Source organism: Kushneria aurantia DSM 21353 (assembly GCF_000382245.1).
Lineage (GTDB): Bacteria > Pseudomonadota > Gammaproteobacteria > Pseudomonadales > Halomonadaceae > Kushneria > Kushneria aurantia.
In genome coordinates this window covers 15,608-37,634 of the sequence record NZ_KB907888.1, presented here as the reverse complement: position 1 = coordinate 37,634, position 22,027 = coordinate 15,608, and the positions used below count along the sequence as shown (strand labels likewise).

Annotated in this window: 18 protein-coding genes; 8 read left to right on the top strand and 10 right to left on the bottom strand. The window is 65.1% G+C overall.

Annotation, left to right across the window (positions count from 1 at the left end; all coding sequences use genetic code 11):
- Positions 1-28: 28 nt before the first annotated feature.
- The 5 genes from ptsP (at position 29) to H146_RS0115300 (ending at position 6,975) form a co-directional block, all read left to right on the top strand.
- Entirely contained in the window at positions 29-2,881 is a 2,853-nt protein-coding gene (ptsP, locus tag H146_RS0115320) for a phosphoenolpyruvate--protein phosphotransferase (RefSeq protein WP_026352036.1), read from the top strand.
- On the top strand, positions 2,878-3,813 hold the full coding sequence (gene pfkB / locus H146_RS0115315; protein WP_019952765.1) for a 1-phosphofructokinase: 936 nt from the start codon (positions 2,878-2,880) through the stop codon (positions 3,811-3,813). Before ptsP ends, pfkB begins: the two co-directional genes overlap by 4 nt.
- A 97-nt stretch (positions 3,814-3,910) precedes the next feature.
- A complete protein-coding gene (locus H146_RS0115310) occupies positions 3,911-5,701 on the top strand; it encodes a PTS fructose-like transporter subunit IIB (RefSeq protein WP_019952764.1) in 1,791 nt (596 codons plus the stop codon).
- A gap of 31 nt (positions 5,702-5,732) precedes the next feature.
- On the top strand, positions 5,733-6,290 hold the full coding sequence (locus tag H146_RS0115305) for an O-acetyl-ADP-ribose deacetylase (protein ID WP_019952763.1): 558 nt from the start codon (positions 5,733-5,735) through the stop codon (positions 6,288-6,290).
- Positions 6,291-6,444: 154 nt separating this feature from the next.
- Positions 6,445-6,975, top strand: coding sequence for a gluconokinase (locus H146_RS0115300; protein WP_019952762.1), 531 nt, complete (start codon positions 6,445-6,447; stop codon positions 6,973-6,975).
- 47 nt (positions 6,976-7,022) lie between these two features.
- Here H146_RS0115300 and H146_RS0115295 read toward each other — a convergent pair whose 3' ends face one another.
- From H146_RS0115295 to H146_RS0115250, 10 genes are all read right to left on the bottom strand, one after another.
- The gene (locus tag H146_RS0115295) at positions 7,023-7,943 is read right to left on the bottom strand and encodes a Gfo/Idh/MocA family protein (RefSeq protein WP_019952761.1); all 921 of its coding nucleotides are present in this window, start codon (positions 7,941-7,943) and stop codon (positions 7,023-7,025) included.
- Complete coding sequence (locus tag H146_RS19560; RefSeq protein WP_019952760.1) at positions 7,940-9,007, bottom strand: aldose epimerase family protein; 1,068 nt, start codon at positions 9,005-9,007, stop codon at positions 7,940-7,942. Before H146_RS19560 ends, H146_RS0115295 begins: the two co-directional genes overlap by 4 nt.
- A 149-nt stretch (positions 9,008-9,156) precedes the next feature.
- Positions 9,157-9,900, bottom strand: coding sequence for a FadR/GntR family transcriptional regulator (locus H146_RS0115285; RefSeq protein ID WP_019952759.1), 744 nt, complete (start codon positions 9,898-9,900; stop codon positions 9,157-9,159).
- A 95-nt stretch (positions 9,901-9,995) separates the two neighbouring features.
- Positions 9,996-10,871: an SMP-30/gluconolactonase/LRE family protein gene (locus H146_RS19555; protein ID WP_169433492.1), complete on the bottom strand. Its 876-nt coding sequence runs from the start codon at positions 10,869-10,871 to the stop codon at positions 9,996-9,998.
- A gap of 38 nt (positions 10,872-10,909) precedes the next feature.
- The gene (locus tag H146_RS19550) at positions 10,910-11,596 is read right to left on the bottom strand and encodes a hypothetical protein (RefSeq protein WP_019952757.1); all 687 of its coding nucleotides are present in this window, start codon (positions 11,594-11,596) and stop codon (positions 10,910-10,912) included.
- 76 nt (positions 11,597-11,672) lie between these two features.
- The gene (locus H146_RS0115270; protein ID WP_019952756.1) at positions 11,673-13,250 is read right to left on the bottom strand and encodes an FMN-binding glutamate synthase family protein; all 1,578 of its coding nucleotides are present in this window, start codon (positions 13,248-13,250) and stop codon (positions 11,673-11,675) included.
- Between the two features lie 113 nt (positions 13,251-13,363).
- Positions 13,364-14,287 carry an NAD(P)-dependent oxidoreductase gene (locus H146_RS0115265; protein WP_019952755.1) on the bottom strand — a complete coding sequence of 308 codons (924 nt, stop codon included), beginning with the start codon at positions 14,285-14,287 and terminating at the stop codon, positions 13,364-13,366.
- A 26-nt stretch (positions 14,288-14,313) separates the two neighbouring features.
- Positions 14,314-15,261 carry a magnesium/cobalt transporter CorA gene (gene corA / locus H146_RS0115260; RefSeq protein ID WP_019952754.1) on the bottom strand — a complete coding sequence of 316 codons (948 nt, stop codon included), beginning with the start codon at positions 15,259-15,261 and terminating at the stop codon, positions 14,314-14,316.
- A gap of 66 nt (positions 15,262-15,327) precedes the next feature.
- On the bottom strand, positions 15,328-16,833 hold the full coding sequence (locus H146_RS0115255; RefSeq protein WP_019952753.1) for a chemotaxis protein CheW: 1,506 nt from the start codon (positions 16,831-16,833) through the stop codon (positions 15,328-15,330).
- The gene (locus H146_RS0115250; protein ID WP_019952752.1) at positions 16,830-18,950 is read right to left on the bottom strand and encodes a methyl-accepting chemotaxis protein; all 2,121 of its coding nucleotides are present in this window, start codon (positions 18,948-18,950) and stop codon (positions 16,830-16,832) included. The genes H146_RS0115255 and H146_RS0115250 overlap by 4 nt, the downstream gene beginning before the upstream one ends.
- Before the next feature lie 333 nt (positions 18,951-19,283).
- On the opposite strand from H146_RS0115250, the gene doeA reads away from it, so the two are divergent.
- Genes doeA through H146_RS0115235 form a run of 3 tightly spaced genes read left to right on the top strand, consistent with a single transcriptional unit; the run spans position 19,284 to position 22,015 of the window.
- Positions 19,284-20,471, top strand: a complete 1,188-nt coding sequence (doeA, locus tag H146_RS0115245; RefSeq protein WP_019952751.1) for an ectoine hydrolase DoeA — start codon at positions 19,284-19,286, stop codon at positions 20,469-20,471.
- Between the two features lie 60 nt (positions 20,472-20,531).
- Positions 20,532-21,539: a N(2)-acetyl-L-2,4-diaminobutanoate deacetylase DoeB gene (gene doeB / locus H146_RS0115240; RefSeq protein WP_019952750.1), complete on the top strand. Its 1,008-nt coding sequence runs from the start codon at positions 20,532-20,534 to the stop codon at positions 21,537-21,539.
- Positions 21,536-22,015: an Lrp/AsnC family transcriptional regulator gene (locus H146_RS0115235; protein WP_019952749.1), complete on the top strand. Its 480-nt coding sequence runs from the start codon at positions 21,536-21,538 to the stop codon at positions 22,013-22,015. The genes doeB and H146_RS0115235 overlap by 4 nt, the downstream gene beginning before the upstream one ends.
- Positions 22,016-22,027 lie beyond the last annotated feature (12 nt).

Here is a 22,027-nt window from a genome sequence, read left to right as displayed (position 1 = left end):
GATTTCGCTACCAGGAGATAACAGCGCCATGCTCACACTCCAGAGTGATGCCGTATCGCTCAACCGACACGCCGAGGGCTGGCGTGATGCCCTCGAACAGGCGGGGCGCGCCCTCGTGGATGGCGGCCTCGCCGAGCAGGGTTACGGCGAGGCGCTGTTCGAACGCGAGCAGCAGTCCTCCACCTGGCTGGGCAACGGTATCGCCATTCCTCACGGCACGCCGGCCAGCCGCGACTATGTGAAGACCACCGGGCTGCGCCTTTTGCAGTTTCCGCAGGGGGTCGAGTGGCACGATGGCAACCGCGTTCACCTGCTGGTCACCATCGCCGCCCAGAGCGATGAGCATCTCGATATTCTGCGCCGACTGACCCACGTCATCGATCGTGAAGGGGTCGCCGAGAAACTGGCTGCCGCCGACGATCCCGAAGAGGTGATCGCGCTGCTGTCGAAGGCGCCGGTCGAGGCGCGCTTTGACGGCGACACCATTATCTCGAAGGTGCCGGCGCGCTCCACCCTCGAGCTTGCCGCCGTTGCGGCCAGCCGCCTCAATCAGCTGGGCTGCGTCGATACCACTTTCCTTGCCGATGTGCTCGCCAGCGAGCCGGTGGCGCTGGGCCAGCAGCTGTGGCTGACCCGCAGTGCCACCGGCGTTGCCACCCCGGCGCTGGCGCTGGCCCTGCCGGAGTCGCCGGTCGAGGGCGTGGCGGGGCTTTTCTGTCTCGCCGAGAGCGGTGACGGCCACCGTGCGCTGCTCGACCGTCTGATCGGCGTGCTGGAGGAGGGTCGGGGCGAGGAGCTGTCACGGCTCTCCCGCGAGGCGCTGCTGTCGCGGCTGTCCGGCGAGTCGGCCAGCGCCGAGACGGCGAAGGTGCGGGTGCGCAACGCCCACGGTCTGCACGCCCGTCCTGCCAAGCAGCTGGTACAGGTGGCGCGCAATCAGCCGCTGGCCGTGCGGGTGCGCCTCGCCGACGGCGGCGCCGAGCCGGTCTCCGCCGCCAGCCTGACCAAAGTGATCGGCCTTGGTGCGCGGCGCGGTCAGATGCTGATCTTCTCCGCCGAGGGCGATGGCGCCCGCGAGGCGGTGGATGCCATGGCCGAGGCGCTGCGCGGCGGGCTTGGTGAAGAGGTGGCGCCGCTGGGCGAGACCAGCGATGCACGCCCCTCGCGCAACCGCACCACGCCGCGCGAGCCGGTCCCGGCGCCGCAGGCGGATACGCCGCTGGCGGCGGTGCCGGCCTCCCCCGGCATGGCGATCGCGCCGGTGTTCGTGATGCGCCCGCCGGAGTTTCACTATGAGGAGACGGCTGCCGATCCCGCTCGCCAGAAGTCGCGGCTCGGCGAGGCGATTGGCGAGGCCAATACGCAGCTCGCCGGGATGATCGCGGGCTCCGGCGGCGAGGTGGCCGAGATTCTCTCCATGCACGAGGAGATGCTGAGCGATCCCGAACTGGAGCAGGCCGCCGGCGAGGCGATCGACGAGGGCGCCAGCGCCGAGGCCGGCTGGTGGCGCGCTATCGATGTCGCCGCCCGGGCCCAGGAAGCGCTTGCCGACCGCCTGCTGGCGGAGCGTGCCGCCGACCTGCGCGACGTCGGCCGGCGGGTGCTGGGCAATCTGTGCGGCGTGCAGATGCCCGATCCGCCCGACCATCCCTACATCCTGGTAACCGACGACGTTGGCCCCTCCGACGTGGCGCGGCTGGATACCCAGCGGGTGCGCGGCATTCTCACCGCCCGCGGCGGTGCCACGTCGCACAGCGCCATTCTGGCCCGCTCGCTGGGTATTCCGGCGGTGGTGGGCGCCGGCGAGTCGATCATGGCGCTGGAGAACGGCGTCGAACTGATTCTCGACGGCGAGCGCGGTCGAGCGATTCCGGCTCCCAACAGCGAGCGTCGTGCTCGCACCGAACTCTCCATCCGTGAGCGCGAGAAACTCGAGCGTGAGGCCTTCGAGGTGCGCTTTGAGCAGGCGGTGACCGAGGATGGCCATCGCGTCGAGGTGGCCGCCAACCTGGGCAATACCGCCCACGCCGAGGACGCCGTCGAGCGCGGCGCCGAGGGCGTGGGGCTGCTGCGCACCGAGTTCATCTTCATGGCTCACCCCGAGGCGCCCGATCTCGACACCCAGATCGCCGAGTATCGCCGCGCTTTCGACGCGCTGGGCGACCGCCCGCTGGTGGCGCGCACGCTGGATGTCGGCGGCGACAAGCCGCTCGACTACTGGCCGGTGCCGCCGGAGGACAACCCCTTCCTCGGCCTGCGCGGTATTCGCCTCGCGCTGACCCGTCCCGAGGTGCTGGAGACCCAGATTCGTGCCCTGCTGATGGCCGCCGAGAGCCGCCCGCTGCGCATCATGTTCCCGATGGTCAAGGACGTCGAGGAGTTCCACGCCGCGAAGGCGATCTTCGATCGGGTGCAGGCCGAAGTGGCCGCCCCCGACGTGCAGTTGGGGGTGATGATCGAGGTGCCCTCCTGTGCGCTGCTGGCGCCGAGCCTGGCCGAGCACGTCGACTTTTTCTCGATCGGCACCAACGATCTAACCCAGTACACCCTGGCGATCGACCGCGGCCACTCGCGTCTCTCCGCCCAGGCGGACGGTTTGCACCCGGCGGTGCTGGCGCTGATCCGCATGACGGTGGCGGCCGCCCATGCGCGCGGGCGCTGGGTGGGCGTATGCGGCGAGCTGGGCAGCGACCCCCAGGCGATCCCGGTGCTGACCGGGCTGGGTGTCGATGAGCTGTCGGTCTCCAGCCGTCAGGTACCGCTGGTCAAACAGCGCATTCGACGCCTGTCGCTGGACCGCAGCCGGGCGCTGGCCGAACGGGTGCTGACGCTCTCTACCGCCGCCGAGGTGCGCGCCCTGCTGGAGGAGGAGCTGACATGAGGCGGGTACTGACGCTGTCGCTCAACCCGGCGCTGGATCTCGGGATCAGGCTGTCGACGCTGGCGCCCGGCGAGGTCAACCGCGCCCTGGAGAGCTCGCTGACCGCGGCCGGCAAGGGTAATAACGTCGCCCGAGTGCTCGCCATGCAGAGCCACGAAGTGCTGGCGAGCGGTTTTCTGGGCAGCGATAACAGCGCTGCCTTCGAGCGCGCCTTCAGCGACTGGGGCGTTGCCGATCACTTTGTGCGGGTAGCAGGAGAGACCCGCATCAACGTCAAGCTTTCCGAGGCCGACGGCCGCGTCACCGACATCAACGGCCCCGGCGCGCGGATTGGTAGTGCCGATCTGGAGGCGCTGGTGCGGCGTCTCGATGCTCTCGAAGAGCTCGACGCGGTGGTGATCGCCGGCAGTCTGCCACCCGGTATCAGTCCCGAGCAGCTGGCCGAGCTGATTGCGGCGCTGGCCGCGCGCCAACTGCCGGTGTGGCTCGACAGCAGCGGTGCGGCACTGGTGGCCGGTACGGCGGCCGGGCCGGCGCTGATCAAGCCCAACGAAGACGAACTGGCGCAGTGCCTGGGCCGTGAACTGACTGATGAAGCGGCGCTGATCGCCGCGGCACGCGAGGTGCAGCACGACGGCGTGGACAACGTGCTGCTGTCACTGGGCGGCGACGGCGTGATGTGGTTTTTCGACGGCGGTGCGCTGCGCGCGCGGCCGCCAAAGGTCGAGGTGGTCAGCACCGTGTGCGCCGGCGACACCCTGCTGGCGGGCGCCCTGCACGGTGAGCTGAGCGGCTGGTCGCGCGCCGATACGCTGCGTTTTGCCACCGCCCTGTCGGCCGATGCCGTGCGCCGTATCGGCGTGGGGCGCGCCGACAGCGAGGATTTTGCGGCGCTCTCGGCAGCAGTGGAGATCGAGGAGTTGCCCGCATGACAACCGGAGCACGCCATTCGTTTCGTATTGCACGCACCGTCCCGCAGCGTCCGGGACGCCATGTCGACCAGTGGCAGGCACTGGCGAAGGAGATCGCATGAATATCGTAATCGTCACCGCCTGCCCCAACGGCACGGCGACTACCTATATCGCCGCTCGACGGCTGGAGCAGGCCGCCCGGCGGCTGGGCTGGCAGGCTACCGTAGAGATGCAGGGCCAGTTCGACAACAGTACGCTCACCGAGCAGCAGATTGCCGACGCCGAGCTGGTGGTGGTGGCCACCTCTCTCCCGATCAAACTCGAGCGCTTTCGCGGCAAGCCGCTCTACCGCGATCAGCTGTCGGCGGCGCTGCCCGACCCCGACGGTTTTCTGAACCGCGCTCGCGAGCAGGCTGCCCCCTGGCAGGGCAGCGACGACGAGGCGGCAGCGGCCGCTACGGCGAAACCGGCGGCCTCCGGCGACAGCGGTAAAAAGCGCATCGTGGCGGTGACCGCCTGTCCCACCGGGGTGGCGCATACCTTCATGGCGGCGGAGGCGCTGGCCGAGGCGGCGCGCGCCATGGGGCACCATATTCGGGTCGAGACCCAGGGCTCGGTGGGTGCTCAGGATCAGCTCACCGAGGAGGAGATTCGCGACGCTGACCTGGTGCTGCTGGCCTGTGATATCGAGGTCGACGACGAGCGCTTCGCCGGCAAGCCGATCTATCGCACCTCGACCGGGGCGGCGCTCAAGAAGTCGCAGCAGACGGTGAAGGCGGCGCTCGCCGAGGCGCAGATCGAAAGCGAAGGCAGCGGGGCTGCCGCTTCCGGCGGTAGCGGCAAAAAAAGCGTCAAGGAGCGCGGCGTCTACAAGCACCTGCTGACCGGCGTCTCCTTCATGCTGCCGATGGTGGTGGCCGGCGGTCTGTGTATTGCGCTCTCCTTCGTGTTCGGTATCAACGCCTACGAAGAGGAGGGCACCCTGGCGGCGGCGCTGATGCAGATCGGCGGCGGTACCGCCTTCGCGCTGATGGTGCCGGTGCTGGCGGGCTACATCGCCTACTCGATCGCCGACCGACCGGGTATCGCCCCGGGCATGATCGGCGGCATGCTGGCCAGCTCCAGTGGCGCCGGCTTTATCGGCGGTATCCTGGCCGGCTTTCTGGCCGGCTATGCGGCGAAGTTGATCACCCGCTCGGTGAAGCTGCCGGCCAGTATCGAATCGCTCAAGCCGATTCTGATCATTCCGCTGCTGGCGAGTCTGGTTACCGGCCTGGCGATGATCTATATCGTGGGCGGGCCGGTCTCGGCGCTACTGGCGACGCTGACCGATTTCCTCAACAACATGGGCACCACCAACGCCATTCTGCTGGGAATGCTGCTGGGCGGTATGCAGTGCGTCGACCTCGGCGGGCCGGTCAACAAGGCGGCCTACACCTTCGGCGTGGGGCTGTTGTCGACGCAGACCTACGCGCCCATGGCGGCGATCATGGCGGCCGGCATGATCCCCCCGATCGGCATGGGGGTGGCCAGTTTTCTGGCCCGCTCGAAGTTCTCCGAGGTGGAGCGCGACAGCGGCAAGGCGGCTTTCGTGCTGGGGCTCTGCTTCATCAGTGAGGGGGCGATTCCCTTCGCCGCCAAGGATCCGCTGCGGGTGATTCCTATCTCCATCGTTGGCGGCGCGATCACCGGAGCGATCTCGATGTTTCTGGGCATCCACCTGATGGCGCCCCACGGCGGTCTCTTCGTGCTGTTGATTCCCGGTGCGGTCAATCATGCGCTGCTCTATCTGATGACCATCGCCATTGGCTCGGCGTTCATCGGCGTGGTCTATGCCATTCTCAAGCCTTCGCCGCAGAAAATCGAAGCGCCCGAGGGCAGCGCCGCGCAGAGCGGCAGTGGGGCCTGACAGTCGCGACATTCGATTGGCGGAGGTGGACATGGCCACGACGCATTACATGAACGGTCGGCTGAAGGTGTTTTGCGGCGATATCACCACGCTGGAAGTGGACGCCATCGTCAACGCCGCCAATAGCTCGCTGATGGGTGGCGGCGGGGTAGATGGTGCCATTCATCGCGCCGCCGGAGGACAGTTGAAGGCGGCCTGCCGTGAGCTGCGCCGCCGCGACTGGCCCGATGGATTGCCGGCCGGCGAAGTGGCGCTGACAGAGGGATTCGCGCTGTCGGCGCGGTATGTCATTCACACCGTCGGACCGGTCTACGCCCGGGGTGAGGATCGCTCGGTCACGCTGGCCGCCTGCTACCGCAATGCACTGGCGCTGGCGCGACGGCAGAGGATGCACACTCTCGCCTTTCCGGCGATCTCCACCGGCGTCTACGGCTACCCCTTCGAAGCCGCCGCCGAGGTGGTGCTCGAGGTGATGGCCGGTGAGCTTGCCGAGGGCGATATCGAGGTCGGGCTGTGTTTTTTCAGCGCTGACGATGCCCGGGCATTCGATGCCGTGGCGCAGCGGTTGGGCCATGACAGTACAGCGTAAGAGTGCGTTTCAGGAGCGGCTGTGTTGAAACATCCTCCTGGACGATAGTCGAAGGGTTGTGGCTACTCGGTTGCGACGCCATGTCCCCTTTGAAAGAATGATTTGTCAGCTTATGGCTATCGACGCCTTCATACCACGAAAAGAGAGCCCGGTTATGGCAGAGAGTTTTGATCAGCGTCACGCTATTTCGCGACGCGTACTGATCATGGGGGTATCCGGGTCCGGTAAATCGACCATCGGTGAGGCGGTAGCCGAGCGTATCGGCTGCCACTACATCGACGGTGACAAGTATCACCCGCCGGAAAATATCCGCAAGATGTCCAGCGGCCATTCGCTCAACGATGACGACCGGCGCGGTTGGCTGGAGGAGCTGGCGCGGCTGTTTGGGCGCTATCGCGAAGCGGACGAGACCGTGTTGATCGGCTGCTCCGGGCTCAAGCGCCGCTATCGCGACATTCTGCGTGAAGGCGACCCGCAGCTGACCATTCTGTTCCTGAAAGGCGAATACGATCTGATTCTGCAGCGCATGCAGGAGCGTCAGCACTTTTTCTCGCCGGAAATGCTCACCAGCCAGTTCGAGACGCTCGAAGCCCCGGGTGACGACGAGGCAATTGCTATCGATATCTCGAAATCCTTCGACAACGTTATCGATCAGTGCGTCGAGGCGCTTGAAGCACTGGATTGAACCCTGCGCGCCGGCCTTCACGGCCGGCGCATTCCCCTCCGCCTGCGCTACTCGATGAAGGCTTCTACCCGCTGGCGCCGGGCGAGCATGAAGGCGTCCGCCACGTGGCGGAAAGGGGTGATATCGACCTCGCTTTCGCCGCGCTCGATCAGTTCGGCAAAGCGCCGGTATAACCCTGCGTACTCCACGTCCTCGCCATCGAGTTTGAGATCGTCGCCGATGGTCAGTCGGCTGCCGCCGTCGTCCAGCACCAGGGTGCCATCATCCGTGACGACAGTGATACGCCATGTCTGCGGCCCGGTCTGTCGCCAGTCGAAATCGGCGTGGATGGGCGTTTGCAGAGCGTCGGTGAAGTTCAGCCGAGCGGCAATCGGCGACTGGCAGTTTTCCGGCACTTCCAGCGTCGCCTCGCTCAGAAAGAAGGGCTGCGGCAGCATATGGGTGACGATCGACAGGGCGTTGATGCCGGGATCGAACACGCCCAGCCCGCCGGGCTCCCAGATCCACTGCTGGCCGGGGTGCCAGTGGCGCACGTCCTCGCGCCACTCGATATCCACCTTGCGGATGTGCCGCTCGGCGAGCCAGTCGCGTGCCGGCTCGACGCCCGCCGCGGCGCGCGCGTGCCAGCTGGTGAAAAGCGTCACGCCGGCCCGTTGGGCGCGGCGGGCAAGGTCTTCCACTTCGCTGAGGGTGATGCCGGGGGGTTTCTCCAGCATCACGTGGCGTCCCGCCTCGATTGCCGCCAGCGCCTGCTGGTAGCGCCCCTGCGGCGGTGTACACAGCGATACCGCCTCAAGCGCCGGCTGCTCGGTCAGCAGGGTATCGATATCGGGGTAGTTGTCGACGCCGTCGAGACTCGAGTGGCGGCTGGCAACCGCGATCAGGTCAAAACGGTCGCTGGCGGAGAGGGCCGGCAGGTGCTGATCGCGGGCGATCTTGCCGAAGCCGACGATGGCGAGGGTGGTCATGAGGTCGAGCTCCGATCGAAATGGAAGCGGTAACAGCTGTGTTGGGTATAGCTTTCGCCGCGGTTGAGCCGCGCCGACGGGAAGTTGTCGTGGTTGGGGGCATCCGGGTAGCGCTGTGCCTCCAGCGCAATGCCGGAGAACGCCTCGATGGGACGGCCGCCGTGGCCGATCAGGCTGGCGTCGAGCTGAGTACCGGTATAGAGCTGCAGCGAGGGCTGGTCGGTGAAAAGCTCGAGGCGTCGGCCGCTATCGGGATCATCGAGGGTCGCCACCGGCGTGGCGTCGTCGACGCCATCGAGCACCAGGGCCACATCATGACCGCCGGCGGCGGCCAGCTGCGGGTTATCCAGACGTGCGCGCTCGCCGATCACCGCCGGCTCGCGGAAGTCAAAGGGGGTGCCGTTGACGCTGGCGACCTCGCCGGTGGGAATCATCTCGTCGTCGATCACCAGATAGCGCGAGGCGTGGCACTGCAGACGATAGCGGCGCACGTCGGCGCCGCCGAGGTTGAAGTAGCTGTGATTGGTCAGGCTGACCACGGTGGCCGCGTCGCTGCTCGCCTCATAGTCGATACAGAGCCGGCTGTGCTCGTCGAGGCTGTAGTGCACGGCCACTTCCAGATTGCCGGGAAAACCCATCTCGCCATCGGCAGAGTGGTAGCGCAGGGTCACGCCGACCTTCTCGGCGCTTTCGAACAGTTCACCCCGCCAGCGCTGCTCGCTCAGCCCCTCGGGCCCGCCGTGAAGAGCATTGCGGCCCTCGTTGGGCGGAATGTGAAAGTCGGCACCGTCGAGGCTGAAGCAGGCGCCGCCAATGCGGTTGGCGTAGCGCCCCACCAGCGCACCGAAGTAGGGGTGCGGCTGCTGCTCGTAGTCGGCCGGGTCATCGAAGCCCACGACCAGCTCGGTATCGCCCGCCTCGGTGGGTACTCTGAGCGACGCCAGGGTGGCGCCGTAGTCGAGGATATCGATCTGCATGCCGGCGCTGTTGGCCAGTCGAAAGCGTTGGAAAGGTCGGCCGTGGCGGTCCCGGCCGACCTGGTCCTGAAGGCAGTGTAATGACATGTCGGCTCCCGTTGGTGTAAGGGGTTCGATCAAACAGCACGATTCAGGCCCTGTTGGCATGACAGGAGACGATTGAAGCGGCCAGTAACCTTACCCTATGTTGAACATTTATGACGTATGAGCAACATGAACTTTGGCAGGGGGCAGGTCTACTTCGACAGAAGAGCGGGCAGGCTGTCGCCCGGGTCAGAAATCTCCACGCCCAGTGCCAGAGCGGTGCCCTCCAGTATGGTCACCGCCGCCTGACGGGCCTTTTCGGGCTGGCGCATGCGGATCGCATTCATCAGTTCGCGGTGACGGTCGAGACTTGGCAGCGGGTCATGGGTGCCGATGTTACTGCGTACCACCAGCATGTGAATGGAGGGGCGCAGCACGTGAGAGAGCTGTGACCAGACGATATTGTGGGTGGCGCGATAGATGGCGATATGAAAGGCGACGTCCTGATCGTTGTAGCGCTCGCTGCCGGTCTCGCGCAGACAGCATTGCATGCCCTCGAAAGCCTCCTCGATGGCCACCAGGTCGTGCGCTGTGGCGCTGGTGGCGGCCATCATCGCCACCCAGGGTTCGACAGTGAGACGAAAGTGCAGCACTTCACGCTGGATATCCGGATGCGGCGCGCCGTAGCGGGCAATCCAGTCGGTCACTGCGGGGTCGAGGATCTGCCACTGTGAAAAATCGCGCACCCGCGAGCCGTGGCCCGAGATACGTTCGATGATGCCACCGCGCACCAGAGTGGCCAGATGGTGGCGCACCTGATTGCGGCTGAGGCCGTAATCGCGACAGATCGCCATCTCCTTGGGAATGAAGTCGCCCGGCTGGTACTGGCCGCCGAGAATCGCCGCCATCAGCTGGTCGGCGAGATTGTTGTCGCCACTGGTCACTTTGCCGGTCATGCTGCTCTCGAAAATTTTTTACTTATGAGGTCACCGCACCCTGTGGATCGCGGCGACAGCGCGGGGAGCCGATATCCTCGCGCAGGACGATGCGGTTACGCCGGATCGCGGTAGCGGTGAGGCGGCAGTCCAGGTGTCTCGACTCGCGTCGAAAACAGCGAACCGGCGTCCGGGTACTGATCCAGGGTCGCCTGTTCGAGCTCCTGGCGGGCACAGGTGACGTAAAGCGTGCGCAGGTCGCTGTCGCCGAAGATCACCTTGGTGGGGTTGGGCGCCAGCAGCGGCAGGCTATCGATCACCTCGCCCTCGGCATTGAAGTGCACTACAACGCCGCCGCCGTACATGGCGATCCAGTAGTGGCCGTTTTCATCCACGGCGCCGCCGTCCGGAGCGCCCGGCAGCGCCAGCGCTCTGGTATCGGCAAACAGTTGCGCTTCGCCGAGAGTGCCGCTGTCGATGTCCAGCGGGTAGCGCTCGATGCGATAGCGCGGCGTGTCGCTGAAGTAGAGCCAGCGCTGGTCGGGGCTGACCGCCAGGCCGTTGCCGATGGTGACACCGCCGAAGTGCTCGCGCAGCTCGCCCTGGTAGCTGAAAAGCGCCGCGACCGGATGACGTTCGGCATCGTTCTTGGTGGCGACCCAGAAGCGCCCGGCGGGGTCGCAGAGGCAGTCGTTGCACCAGCTGATCGCCGGGTCCTGCGGGCCTTCAACCAGCTGCTGCTGCTTGCGCAACTGATCGTCGAGACGCCACAGCCCCGAGCGAAAGGCGCCGAGGTAGCCGCCTCCCTCATGGGCTACCACATGAGCGACCGGCTCGTCGAAGTGGAACACCTCGTGCTGTGCGTTGAGCGGATCGAGACGATGCAGTTCGCCGGCCTTGATATCGACCCAGTAAAGGCGCTGTTCGTTGTCGTCCCACTGCGGACCTTCGCCAAGCGCCATGGTGAGCTGCAGATGAGGTTCCAGCATCATGATGTTGCCCCCTTCCATCGAATGAATGCCGGTTCAGTCTAACTCGATTGTGACGCATTGTGTCGCTGCGATGTGGCACTGAAGTCGGTCAGCTGCATGCGCGCGCGCAGCTTTCCATCGCGGAAATAGTCGACCTGCACCAGCAGTCCGGGATGCTGTGGCGAGAAATAGAAGTTCAGGCGCCGCTCCGGGCGCTTTATGTCCCACGCCTCGACGTGGCGGGTCGCCCACGCTCCCGCCGGCACCGGCATCTGGGGGTTGTCGATCACCCGCCACGCCAGTGTTTTGTTGCGTTCGCGATGATCGACATAGTCGAGTTGGCAGGGCGTGGCGCTGCGGCCACGACAGGCGGGGGAGTCAAAGGCCAGGCGCGAAAGATCGAAGAGGGCCGCCTGGCGGTCGGGGCGCGCCGTTGAGAGCTGTCGGGCGTCGAGACGGTAGTCGTCGCCGAAACCGAACAGTCGGTAGCGGCTGTAGAACGACCAGGGAGTGGCCAGGCCGCTGCTGTCGAGGTGAAAGCGGCTGAACTCGACGCCGCTGGCGATGCTGATCGATGCCTGCATGGTCGAGCGCCAGCCGTCCTCGTCGGGGGCGAGGCTGTGGCTGACGTCGGCATCCGGCCAGCCGTCGATGGCGAGGTGATAATGCGCCTCGAAGGGCGCGACCTCGGCCGCCTGCACCGATAGCGGCAGCAGAGCGAGCAGTAAAAGCAGAGAACGCAACATGGCGGCTCCGTGCAGCGGTATCAGATGGCCTTTCAGACCGCGCCGGCGGCCTTTGGCGCCCTGCCGGCAGCGCTTTTCAATAGTGATCGACGCCGGCTGCCTGCCACTCGTCGCGCCATGCGGCGGGGATGTCGTCGCCCAGCAACTGGCCGTCGCGTAGTGCCGGCAGGTTGAAATGATCCATGCCCTGCGCCGGGCCGTAGTCGCGGCGGTGGCGGATGTGCTCGGGCTTCAGCGCGTCAAAACTCGCCACGCCCATGGCGCCGGTGAGCGCTGCAAAGGCGTCGAGGGTAGCGCGTTGGTACTGCCTGACGCGCCTGGCCTTGTCGGGTACGTCGATCGCCGCCGCGCGTTTCGGGTCCTGGGTGGCCACGCCGGTCGGGCAGCGATTGGTATGGCAGCGCCTTGCCTGAATGCAGCCCACTGCGAACATGAAGGGGCGGGCGGCGTTGCACATGTCGGCGCCCAGCGCGGTCTTGACCACCATGTCGTAGCCCAGCGCCACCTTGCCGCTGGCGATGACGCGGATATGATCGCGCAGGCCGACACCGCGCAGGGCGTTGTCAACGAAGGGCAGGGCCTCGTCGATGAAAACGCCGAGATGATCGGAGAACTCCTGGGGGGCGGCGCCGGTGCCGCCTTCGGCACCGTCCACGGTGATGAAATCGACCAGCGTATCGGTCTCCACCATCGCCTTGCAGAGGCTCAGAAACTCGCTGCGCCGGCCGAGGCACAGTTTGATGCCCACCGGCTTGCCGTCGCAGAGTTCGCGCAGCCTGGCAACGAACGCCAGCATCTCGCGCGGGGTGGAAAATTCGGGGTGCGAGGGCGGTGACAGGCAGTCCTCGCCCGCCGTGATCTGGCGTGTGCTGGCGATCTCGTCGTTGACCTTGGCACCCGGCAGTAACCCGCCGTGGGCCGGTTTGGCACCCTGCGACAGCTTGATCTCGACCATTTTCACCTGATCGCGGCGCGCCTTGTCGCGAAAGGTGTCGGCATCGAAGCGGCCGTTGTCGTGACGGCAGCCGAAGTAGGCGGTGCCCAGCTCCCAGATCAGATCGCCGCCGTGCTTTTCATGGTAGGGGCTGATCGCTCCCTCGCCGGTATCATGGGCGAAGCCTCCCATTTTCGCCCCCAGATTCATCGCCTCGACCGCCTTGCCGGACAGCGAGCCGAAGCTCATCGCCGAGATGTTGAGCCGCGATGAGCTATAGGGACGCCGGCACTGCGGACCGCCGATCATGATGCGATATTGGCTGTCGTCGATCTCCACCGGCGCCAGCGAGTGGCCGGAGAAGTTGTAGCCGGCGGCATCGATATCGCGCACGGTGCCGAACGGCGAGGTGTCGCTGGCGCCCTCGGCGCGGGCGTTGATCAGTTCGCGCTGCTCGCGGGAGAAGGGGCGCCCGCTGGTCTCCGACTCGAAAAAGTACTGGCGCATTTCGGGACGCACGAACTCCAGCAGGTAGCGCAGATGGCCGATCACCGGATAGTTGTGCAGTACGTTGCTGTGGCTGCGCAGATCGCGCAGGCCCACCCCGCCCAGTAGTGCCAGCGGCAGCAGCCACCACAGCAGAGCGGGGGAGAAAAGGGCGCCGAGCAGAATCAGCGCGAATACAACGGGAATGGTGATGTAGAAAACGCGGCGAGCCATGACACCTCTGAGCCTATGGGCGATGTGAAGGGGTAATGCCAGGTATAGCGCCAATATGGCGTCAGGCAAGCCGCTACGACTGCGCTGGCACAATCTTGCCCGCCCGAGACGCCTCAGTCACGCGCGACGGTCTCGACCCGCTCGCCGCGTGCCAGCGCCAGCAGGTCGGCGGCGAACTGCTCGGCGCCGGGGCCGGGCGGTGTCGGTGCGGCGACGTGAGGGGTGATGATGACCCTCGGGTGGTGCCACAGCGGATGTGTCGCCGGCAGCGGCTCTTCGGCAAAGACATCCAGCAGCGCGCCGCGTAGATGGCCTTCATCAAGCAGCTTGAGCAGGTCGTCGGCCACCAGGGTTGCGCCGCGCCCGGCGTTGACCACCACCGCACCCGGCATCAGCCGGCGTAGCCGGCGCTCGTTGAGCAGGCCGCGCGTGGCGGGGGTGTCCGGCAGCAGATTGAACAGCATTCGGCTATCGGCAAGCATCTTATCCAGCCCGGCGTCACCGTGGAAGCTGTCGATGCCGTCGAGATTTTTGGGTGCGCGGCTCCAGCCGCGTACCGGGTAGCCGCAGCGATGCACCCAGCGGCCGGCGACGCTGCCCAGCGTGCCCAGCCCCAGAATGCCCACCGGCCAGGCGCTTTTGTCTGCCAGTGGCTGCTCCTGCCAGTGCTGCGCCTGCTGCTGCGCGCGGTAGTGGTCCATGTCGCGCTGAAAGTGCAGCAGGGCGTAGAGCAGGTAGTCGCCCATCATCTCGCCCATGCCGGCGTCGCGCAGGCGCACGATGGGCACGTCGGCGGGCAGTTCGGGATTGGCCAGCAGCGCATCGACGCCGGCGCCGGCATTGAAGATCGCCTTCAGCCGGCTGTCCTGTGCGGCCAGCAGTGAGGCGGGCGGCTTCCAGGCAATGAGGTAGTCGGCGGGCAGTTCACCGGCCGTCTCGGTGGTGACGATTTCGGCGTCGAAGGGAGCGTCGCCAAGTTGCATGACCAGCGCTTCGCGCCAGGCTTCGGCTTCCGGGGTATGAATCAGGATTCGCAAGGGGTGAAGCTCCTCGGGGGCGGCGTTCAGAGCCAGCCGCGATGCTTGAAGTAGAGATAGGGCGAGATCCCCGACAGTACCATGATGCCCAGAATCAGTGGATAACCGAACGACCAGTGCAGTTCCGGCATGATGTCGAAGTTCATACCGTAGATGCTGGCGATCATGGTAGGGGGCAGAAAAACCACCGAGGCGATCGAGAAGATTTTGATGATCTGGTTCTGCTGGATATTGATGAACCCCTGGGTGGTGTCCATCAGGAAGTTGACCTTGTCAGAGAGGAAGGTGTTGTGCGATGTCAGGGCGTCAATGTCGTGCAGGATCTCACGCGCCTGATCCTGCAGCTCCGGATAGCGGCGCAGATGGCGCAGCAGAAAGTTCAGTGAGCGCTGGGTATCCATCAGGCACAGGCGAATCTTGCCGACGCTGTCCTCGGCGCGGGCGAGACCGTCGATGGCCTCTTCCAGATCCGAATCCTCGACCTCCAGCACCAGGTGGCTGATCTGTTCGAGGTCGCGGTGCATGTCCTCCACGCCGTCGGCAAGGTTTTCCACCTTCTGCTCGAAGATGGTCAGCATCAGTGCTCGCGGCGAGTCCGCCTCGACCTGACCGCGCCGAGCGCGCAGCCGCAGCAGGCGAAAGTCGGCCAGATCATCCTCGCGCAGTGTAATCAGCCGCTGTGGCTGCAGAATAAAGGCGACGGTGGTGTTCTGGTGCTTGCCCTCGACCCGCGATAGAAACAGCGAGTAAACGTGCAGGCCATCGGCGTCGGCGAAGTAGCGCGCCGAGGACTCGATCTCCTCGACATCGGTGCTTTCGGGCAGCTCGTCGGCCAGAAAGGGGGTGAGCGCCTGACGCTCCAGGTCATCCGGTTCGTGGGCGTCAACCCAGGTCGCCCGGGACAGCCTCTGCGGCAGCGCATCCTCGCTGAACTCCTGAATGGTGTGCTTGTCGAGACTGTAGGTTCTGATCATGTGCTGACTTCCAACGGGTGATGCGAGTCCCCCATCATCCCCAATCGCGGCGACAGTGCCAAAACTTTATTCGCGGTTGGTGTCGGTCATGGCGGCGGCACTGCGCGCCTGACCGTCGATCAGTCGGCAGTTGACGGCTTCTGCGTCATGGGTCAGCAGCGCCGCCAGCGACTCCAGGCAGAGCACCGACAGCACGCGCTTGCGGCTGCCATGGCCGAGAATGACCAGCCGCTTGCACTGTTCGACAGGCAGGGCGTCGGGCTCCTGGTCGCCGCGCCAGCGGATGATCAGGCTGTCGGCGGGCGCGTGGATATACTCGATGCGGCGGGTCTGTTCGACCATGAAGCCGATCAGGGTGCTGCCGCTCTCCACGACCAGCACCTCCTGTGCGGGTCTGCCGCCCGGATGGCCCAATAGCTGACGCAGGTCGATCAGCGTCAGCAGGCGTTCGCGGTGCGACACGACACCCCGCCAGGCCGGGTCGCTATGGGTCACCGGCGTGTAGTGCGAAGGCATCGCCATCACTTCATTGAACTGTTCCAGCGGGGTGACGAACTGCCCTTCGGCCTCGAAATGGACGAAGGCGAAACGTCGCCACTGGCTGCTCTCCTGCTGCCGCTCCTGATATGCCCGGGCGTAGAGGGCGGCCAGCGACAGCAGATCCTGCTCCTCGGCGAGCTGTTGTGCGTCGAGCAGCAGTGATTCGCCCAGCTCGGCATGCGGCAACAGCCCGGCGATGATACTGGTGCAGCTCTCCTGTCGGTCGGGCAGCGCCAGCACGGCGCCGGTATCGTAGTCGACCATCCTGACCACGCTTTCGACCGCCATCGCCAGCGGCTGCCGGTCAATGGTGACGACCACCATCATGATATTGTCATCCTGCCGGGGCGGTTTTTGACAAAGCAGCGGTCGCGGGCTGAACAGCGCCAGCTGCCGGCCGCGCAGGGTGACGGTGCCGACCAGGCCGCGTGCGTTGACCACCGGTGGGGCGATCTCCGCCAGCGGCTGAATTTCGTCCACCATGGCGCTGGGCAGGGCGAGCTGCAGGTCGCCGCAGCGTACAATCAAAGCGCGCGCGCTCAGGCGGCCCGTTGACGACGAGGAGGGCACATGACCACAGCCGGCCTGTGTCTGCACCGCCTGCATGCCCTCCAGCGCCATCAGGGCGTCGAAGTCGAGCAGGTAGACCGGCTCGCCGCTTTGTGGATCGCTGAAAGCCGCCGGCGTCAGGGCATTGCCGGCGTTCAGTGACTGTAGCGCCGGCTCGACAATATCGCCGACGGCGCTCATGCGCAGTGCAAAGCGCTGCTCGCGCCACTCGACAATGGCCAGGATGTCGGTCCCGGATGCCTCTTTGCTGGCGATATCGAGCAGCCCGGCGAGGTCGACCACCGGCAGCAGCTGACCGCGCAGGCTGAGCATGCCGAGCACAAAGGGCGCCGCGCGAGGCGGGGCAGTGAGCTTTGGTGGTCGGTGTATCACCTCGCATAGCAGCTCGATAGGCAGTGCGACGCGGCCACGATCCAGTTCGAAAATTCCCAGGGAGTGCTTTGCCGGCGTCGCGCCATTCATGTCCTGCCACCTCCCGCCTGGCCGGAATTGTGGCTGGTGGCGTCGTTGAGCTGATGGATCGAGCGCTCCACCAGTTCGGCGTTTTCCAGCTGGGCGCGGGTCGCCTGACTGATCTCGTCGATCGAGGCGCCGGTATTGTCGATGCCTGCGACAATGCGCTCGAAGGAGGAGAGCGCTTCACGGGTGACCTTGTTGCCCTCCTCGATATGGCGATTGGAGTCGTGTAGCAGACGGTCGATGCGGCGCGTGGCGTCAGCGGATTTTTCCGCCAGCTTGCGCACCTCATCGGCCACTACCGAGAACCCCAGGCCGTGCTCACCGGCGCGCGCCGCCTCGATGGCGGCGTTGAACGCCAGCAGGTTGGTCTGACTGGCGATTTCGCCGATCACCTGCACGATGGCGTCGACATCCTCGGAGGATTTGCGGATCGCCTCCATGACGGTTGCCGAGCGGCTCAGGGTGTCGCTGCCGCGATGCGCTTCCTGCTGGGTCTGCTGCGCCAGCTGCTGGGTCAGTCGACTGTTTTCGGCGATGGCGTTGATCGAGGCGTTGAGCCTGACCACGCTGTCGCTCATCGCCGCGGCCTGATCGCGAATATTTTCTTCCAGCGCGACCTGGCTGGTGATATCGGTGGCGAACTTGATCACCTTGTAGGGTTGGCCATTGGCATCGAGGATGGGGTTGTAGGTGCCCTGAATCCATACCCGGCGATTGAATTTGCCACGCCGCAAAAAACGTCCGCTGTGAAACTCGCCGTTACCCAGCTTCTGCCAGAAATCGCGGTATTCGGTGCTGACGATGTAGTCGTTGTCGCAGAAGATACGGTGATGCTGCCCCTCGATCTCCTCCAGGGTGTAGCCCATGGTGTGCAGGAAGTTGCGGTTGGCGGTCAGAATATTGCCGCGCAGGTCGAATTCGACCACTGCCTGGGCACGGTCGATGGCGTTGAGGCGGCTTTCGAAGTCGGCCGTCTGGCGCTTTCTTTCGGTAATGTCGGTGGCGAACTTGACCACCTTGAAGGGCTTGCCCGACATATCGAGGATGGGGTTATAGGTGGCCTGTAGCCACAGCTCCTTGCCGTCACGGGTGCGCCGGCGGAACTCGCCGCTTTTGAAGCGCCCGCGGCCCAGTTCCTCCCAGAAGCGATAGTATTCATCGCTTTCGGCGTAGTCGGGTTCGCAGAATATGCGGTGATGTTCGCCGACGATCTCTTCCACCCGGTAGCCGCTGGCCCGCAAAAAGAGATCGTTGGCGGCGAGAATATAGCCTTCCAGATCGAATTCGATCACCGCCTGGGAGCGCCCGATGGCCTCGACCTTGCCCTCGAACTCGGCATTTTCCAGTTTACGCTGCGTGATATCGGTGGCGAACTTGACGATCTTGTAGGGGCGGCCGTTGGCATCGAGGATGGGGTTGTAGTTGGCCTGCAGCCACACTTCCTCGCCGTTCTTGCGCAGGCGCTTGTGCTCGCCGTGGATGAACTCGCCGCGGGCCAGCCGCTTCCAGAAGTCCTGATAGGCGTCGCTGCGCCAGAATGACTCTTCGCAGAACATGCGGTGGTGCTCGCCCAGCACTTCGCTGGCACGATAGCCGACCGTTTTCAGGAAGTTGTCATTGGCGCTGAGGATATACCCCTCAAGATCGAATTCGATCACCGCCTGGGCGCGACCGATCGCCTCGACCTTGCCTTCGAACTCGGCGTCACGACGCTTCTGTTCGGTAATATCCGAGGCGAACTTGATGACCCGTACCGGTCGGTCGTGCTCGTCGAAAATGGGATTGTAGGTTGCCTGCAGCCACACTTCCCGGCCGCCCCGGGCAATGCGGCGGTATTCGCCGGTTTCGAACTCGCCGCGGCCCAGCTTCTGCCAGAAGGCGCGATACTCGGGACGGATAATCTCCTCCGGGTCGCAGAAGATGCGATGATGCTGACCACGAATATCGTCGAGTTCATAGCCCATGGTGGCCAGGAAGTTCTGGTTGGCGTCAAGGATGATGCCTTCAGGGGTGAACTCGATTACCGCCTGAGCGCGATCGATGGCGGCTCGAAAATAGTCTTCTGGCGTCTGCGCGGTAGCGGGTTTTTCCGCGCGTGTATCGACACTGGCGTCGCTCATTATCGGGTCTCCGGGCTTCCATGCCGTTGCTGAATTGAGATAGGCACGACGACGCGCGACAGATAGGTCTTCTGCTTTGAGATAGCGCGCGATCCACTTATGTGTGTTGGTTATCGGCAGCGCCGCAGGCAAACTTCAGCCCCTGTCTATAATCAGAGATACAAACACCCGAGCGGTACATCGGCAGGCGTCAGGGCTTTACCCTGTTGCGTACTGCGGTGCAGACTCCACGGTGGTGGTGCTGTCGGCGCGCAGTGAAGATACCGGGCCCTGCGCGCAGGGCACATCACCACAACAAATGCCGGGCCAACCGGGACATGTGAGCGAGCGCTGATGAACGACATTGAACTGCCCTTTTCGCGCGAGGAGTATGCCGAGCGTCTATCCCGCGTGCGCGCTGCCATGGCACGCGCGGAGCTGGATCTGCTGATCGTCTCCGATCCCTCCAACATGGCGTGGCTGACGGGCTATGACGGCTGGTCCTTTTATGTCCATCAGTGCGTGCTGGTGAGTTTCGATCAGGACCCGGTATGGTACGGCCGTCGCCAGGACGGTAATGGGGCGGTGCGCACCTGCTGGATGGACCCGGAGCGCAACGTCGCCTGGTACCCCGACTACTACGTGCAGAACCCCGAAATGCACCCGATGGACTATCTGGCGCAGTCGATCATGCCGCAGTGGCAGTGGCATCGCGGGCGCATCGGCGTGGAGATGGACAACTACTACTTCTCGGCGAAGGCTTACCTCAGCCTGATGGCCAACCTGCCGGAGGCGTCGCTGGTCGATGCCAACGGTCTGGTCAACTGGTGTCGGGCGATCAAGTCGCCCACCGAGATCGAGTACATGAAAATGGCCGGGCGCATCGTCGACGAGATGCATGCGCGCATTCTCGATATGGTCGAGCCGGGCCTGCCCAAGAGCACTCTGGTGGCGGAGATCTACCGCGCCGGCGTCGAGGGTGTCGATGGCAACGGCGGCGACTATCCCGCCATTGTGCCGCTGCTGCCCACCGGCAAGGATGCCGCTGCGCCGCACCTTACCTGGGATGACACTCCCTTTCGCAGCGGCGAAGGCACCTTTTTCGAGATCGCCGGCGTCTACAAGCGCTACCATGCGCCGCTGTCGCGCACCGTCTTTCTGGGCCGACCGCCGCGCAATTTCCTGCGCGGCGAGTCGGCGCTGCTGGAGGGCATCGAGAACGGCCTCGAACTGGCGCGCCCGGGCAACCGCTGCTGCGATCTGGCGATGGCGCTGGGGGCGGCCATGGACAAGTGGGGCTTTGATCGCGGCGGCGCGCGCTGCGGTTATCCGATCGGCCTGAGCTATCCGCCCGACTGGGGGGAGCGCACCATGAGCCTGCGCCCCAGCGACCAGACCGTGCTCGAACCCGGCATGACCTTTCACTTCATGCCCGGCATGTGGATGGACGACTGGGGCCTGGAGATCACCGAGTCGATTCTGATTACCGAAAGCGAGCCGGAAACCCTCAGCCATTTTCCGCGCCAGCTGTTCGTCAAGTAGCCTTCATTGGCCCATCACCCAATCCGCGCGGCCTGTCGAGCCGCCCGAGAGGAGACTTTCATGCGTCCAAGCCCCATTTCCACCACCGTCGATTTCGACGCCGACGGCGTTCAGCACGGCTTTCTCAAGCTGCCGGTCTCCCACGACGAGTCCGCCTGGGGCGCGGTGATGATCCCCGTCACGGTGGTCAAAAATGGCGAGGGGCCTACGGCGCTGCTGACAGGCGGCAACCATGGCGACGAGTACGAGGGCATTACCGCGCTGCTGAAGCTGGCCAATCGGCTGACGGCGGAGGAGGTCAGCGGCCGGGTGATTATCGTGCCGATGATGAACAAGCCCGCCGCCGATGTCGGACGGCGCACCTCGCCGCTCGATCGCGGCAATCTCAACCGCAGCTTTCCGGGCGACCCGGATGGCGGGCCGACGAAACAGATCGCCGACTATTTCACCCGTTACCTGGTGCCGCTGTGCGACTATGCGCTGGATCTTCACTCCGGTGGCCGCACCCTGGATATCCTGCCGTTTGCCGCCGCCCACCGCCTTGATGATCTGGAGCTGGAGCGCAGGAGTCTGCAGGGCGCCATCGATTTCGGCGCTGCCACCGCCATCATGATGTATGAGCTGGACGCCGCGGCGCTCTACGACACCGCGGTGGAGAATCAGCACAAGGTGCTGGTGACCACCGAACTGGGCGGCGGCGGTACCTCGACGCCGGGCAGTATCGAGATCAGCGAACGCGGTGTGCGTAATTTCCTGATCTTCACCGGCATCATCGAGGGCGAGATTCAGCGTCCGTCACGCCAGCAGTATGTCGAGATGCCCGATGCCTCCTGCTACGTGCAGAGCGAGCACGAGGGGCTTCTGGAGATGACCTGCGCGCTGGGCGGTACGGTGCGCGAGGGCGAGGTGGTGGCGCGCCTTTACGACATCAACCGCACCGGGGTGGCGCCGGTCGAGTACCGCGCGGCGCGTGATGGTCTGGTGCTGGCGCGGCGTTTTCCGGCGCGGGTGTCGATGGGCGACACCATCGTGGTGATCGGCGAAATCGTCGATAAGCTGGAGCGATGAAACTCGACCAGTTCGATCTGCGCATTCTGGAGATCCTCGCTGGCGACGGGCGCATTACCAAGTCGCGGCTGGCCGAGGCGATCAACCTCTCGGTCAGCCCCTGCTGGGAGCGGGTCAGGCGGCTGGAGCGCGCCGGCATCATCGAGGGCTATGAGGCGCGTATCAGCGACCGGGTACGGGTCAATCTCACTGCCGTATGGGTGCAGATCGAACTGGAGACGCACAGCGCGGCGGTCTTCGAGCGCTTCGAGCGCACCATGAAAGCCACTCCCGAGGTGACCGACTGCGTGGCGGTGGGCGGCGGGGTCGACTATCTGCTGCTGATCGAGGCGGAGAGCATCGATCAGTACCAGCGTCTCGTCGATCAGTGGCTGGTCGACGATCTCGCCATCAAGCGCTATTTCACCTACATCGTCACTCGCCGGGTGAAGCAGAGCGCGCCGCCGCTGCGGCTGCGCCGCGAAGTGCAGAAGTAGCGCCGGGGTAAA

Bases quoted from the DNA above. Each gene is read 5' to 3' on its own strand.
- H146_RS19560 (WP_019952760.1), bottom strand. From the start codon at position 9,007: ATGTCATTACACTGCCTTCAGGACCAGGTCGGCCGGGACCGCCACGGC.
- H146_RS0115270 (WP_019952756.1), bottom strand. From the start codon at position 13,250: ATGGCTCGCCGCGTTTTCTACATCACCATTCCCGTTGTATTCGCGCTG.
- pfkB (WP_019952765.1), top strand. From the start codon at position 2,878: ATGAGGCGGGTACTGACGCTGTCGCTCAACCCGGCGCTGGATCTCGGG.
- H146_RS19550 (WP_019952757.1), bottom strand. From the start codon at position 11,596: ATGTTGCGTTCTCTGCTTTTACTGCTCGCTCTGCTGCCGCTATCGGTG.
- doeA (WP_019952751.1), top strand. From the start codon at position 19,284: ATGAACGACATTGAACTGCCCTTTTCGCGCGAGGAGTATGCCGAGCGT.
- H146_RS0115285 (WP_019952759.1), bottom strand. From the start codon at position 9,900: ATGACCGGCAAAGTGACCAGTGGCGACAACAATCTCGCCGACCAGCTG.
- H146_RS0115250 (WP_019952752.1), bottom strand. From the start codon at position 18,950: ATGAGCGACGCCAGTGTCGATACACGCGCGGAAAAACCCGCTACCGCG.
- corA (WP_019952754.1), bottom strand. From the start codon at position 15,261: ATGATCAGAACCTACAGTCTCGACAAGCACACCATTCAGGAGTTCAGC.
- H146_RS0115235 (WP_019952749.1), top strand. From the start codon at position 21,536: ATGAAACTCGACCAGTTCGATCTGCGCATTCTGGAGATCCTCGCTGGC.
- H146_RS19555 (WP_169433492.1), bottom strand. From the start codon at position 10,871: ATGATGCTGGAACCTCATCTGCAGCTCACCATGGCGCTTGGCGAAGGT.
- H146_RS0115300 (WP_019952762.1), top strand. From the start codon at position 6,445: ATGGCAGAGAGTTTTGATCAGCGTCACGCTATTTCGCGACGCGTACTG.
- ptsP (WP_026352036.1), top strand. From the start codon at position 29: ATGCTCACACTCCAGAGTGATGCCGTATCGCTCAACCGACACGCCGAG.
- H146_RS0115255 (WP_019952753.1), bottom strand. From the start codon at position 16,833: ATGAATGGCGCGACGCCGGCAAAGCACTCCCTGGGAATTTTCGAACTG.
- doeB (WP_019952750.1), top strand. From the start codon at position 20,532: ATGCGTCCAAGCCCCATTTCCACCACCGTCGATTTCGACGCCGACGGC.
- H146_RS0115305 (WP_019952763.1), top strand. From the start codon at position 5,733: ATGGCCACGACGCATTACATGAACGGTCGGCTGAAGGTGTTTTGCGGC.
- H146_RS0115310 (WP_019952764.1), top strand. From the start codon at position 3,911: ATGAATATCGTAATCGTCACCGCCTGCCCCAACGGCACGGCGACTACC.
- H146_RS0115295 (WP_019952761.1), bottom strand. From the start codon at position 7,943: ATGACCACCCTCGCCATCGTCGGCTTCGGCAAGATCGCCCGCGATCAG.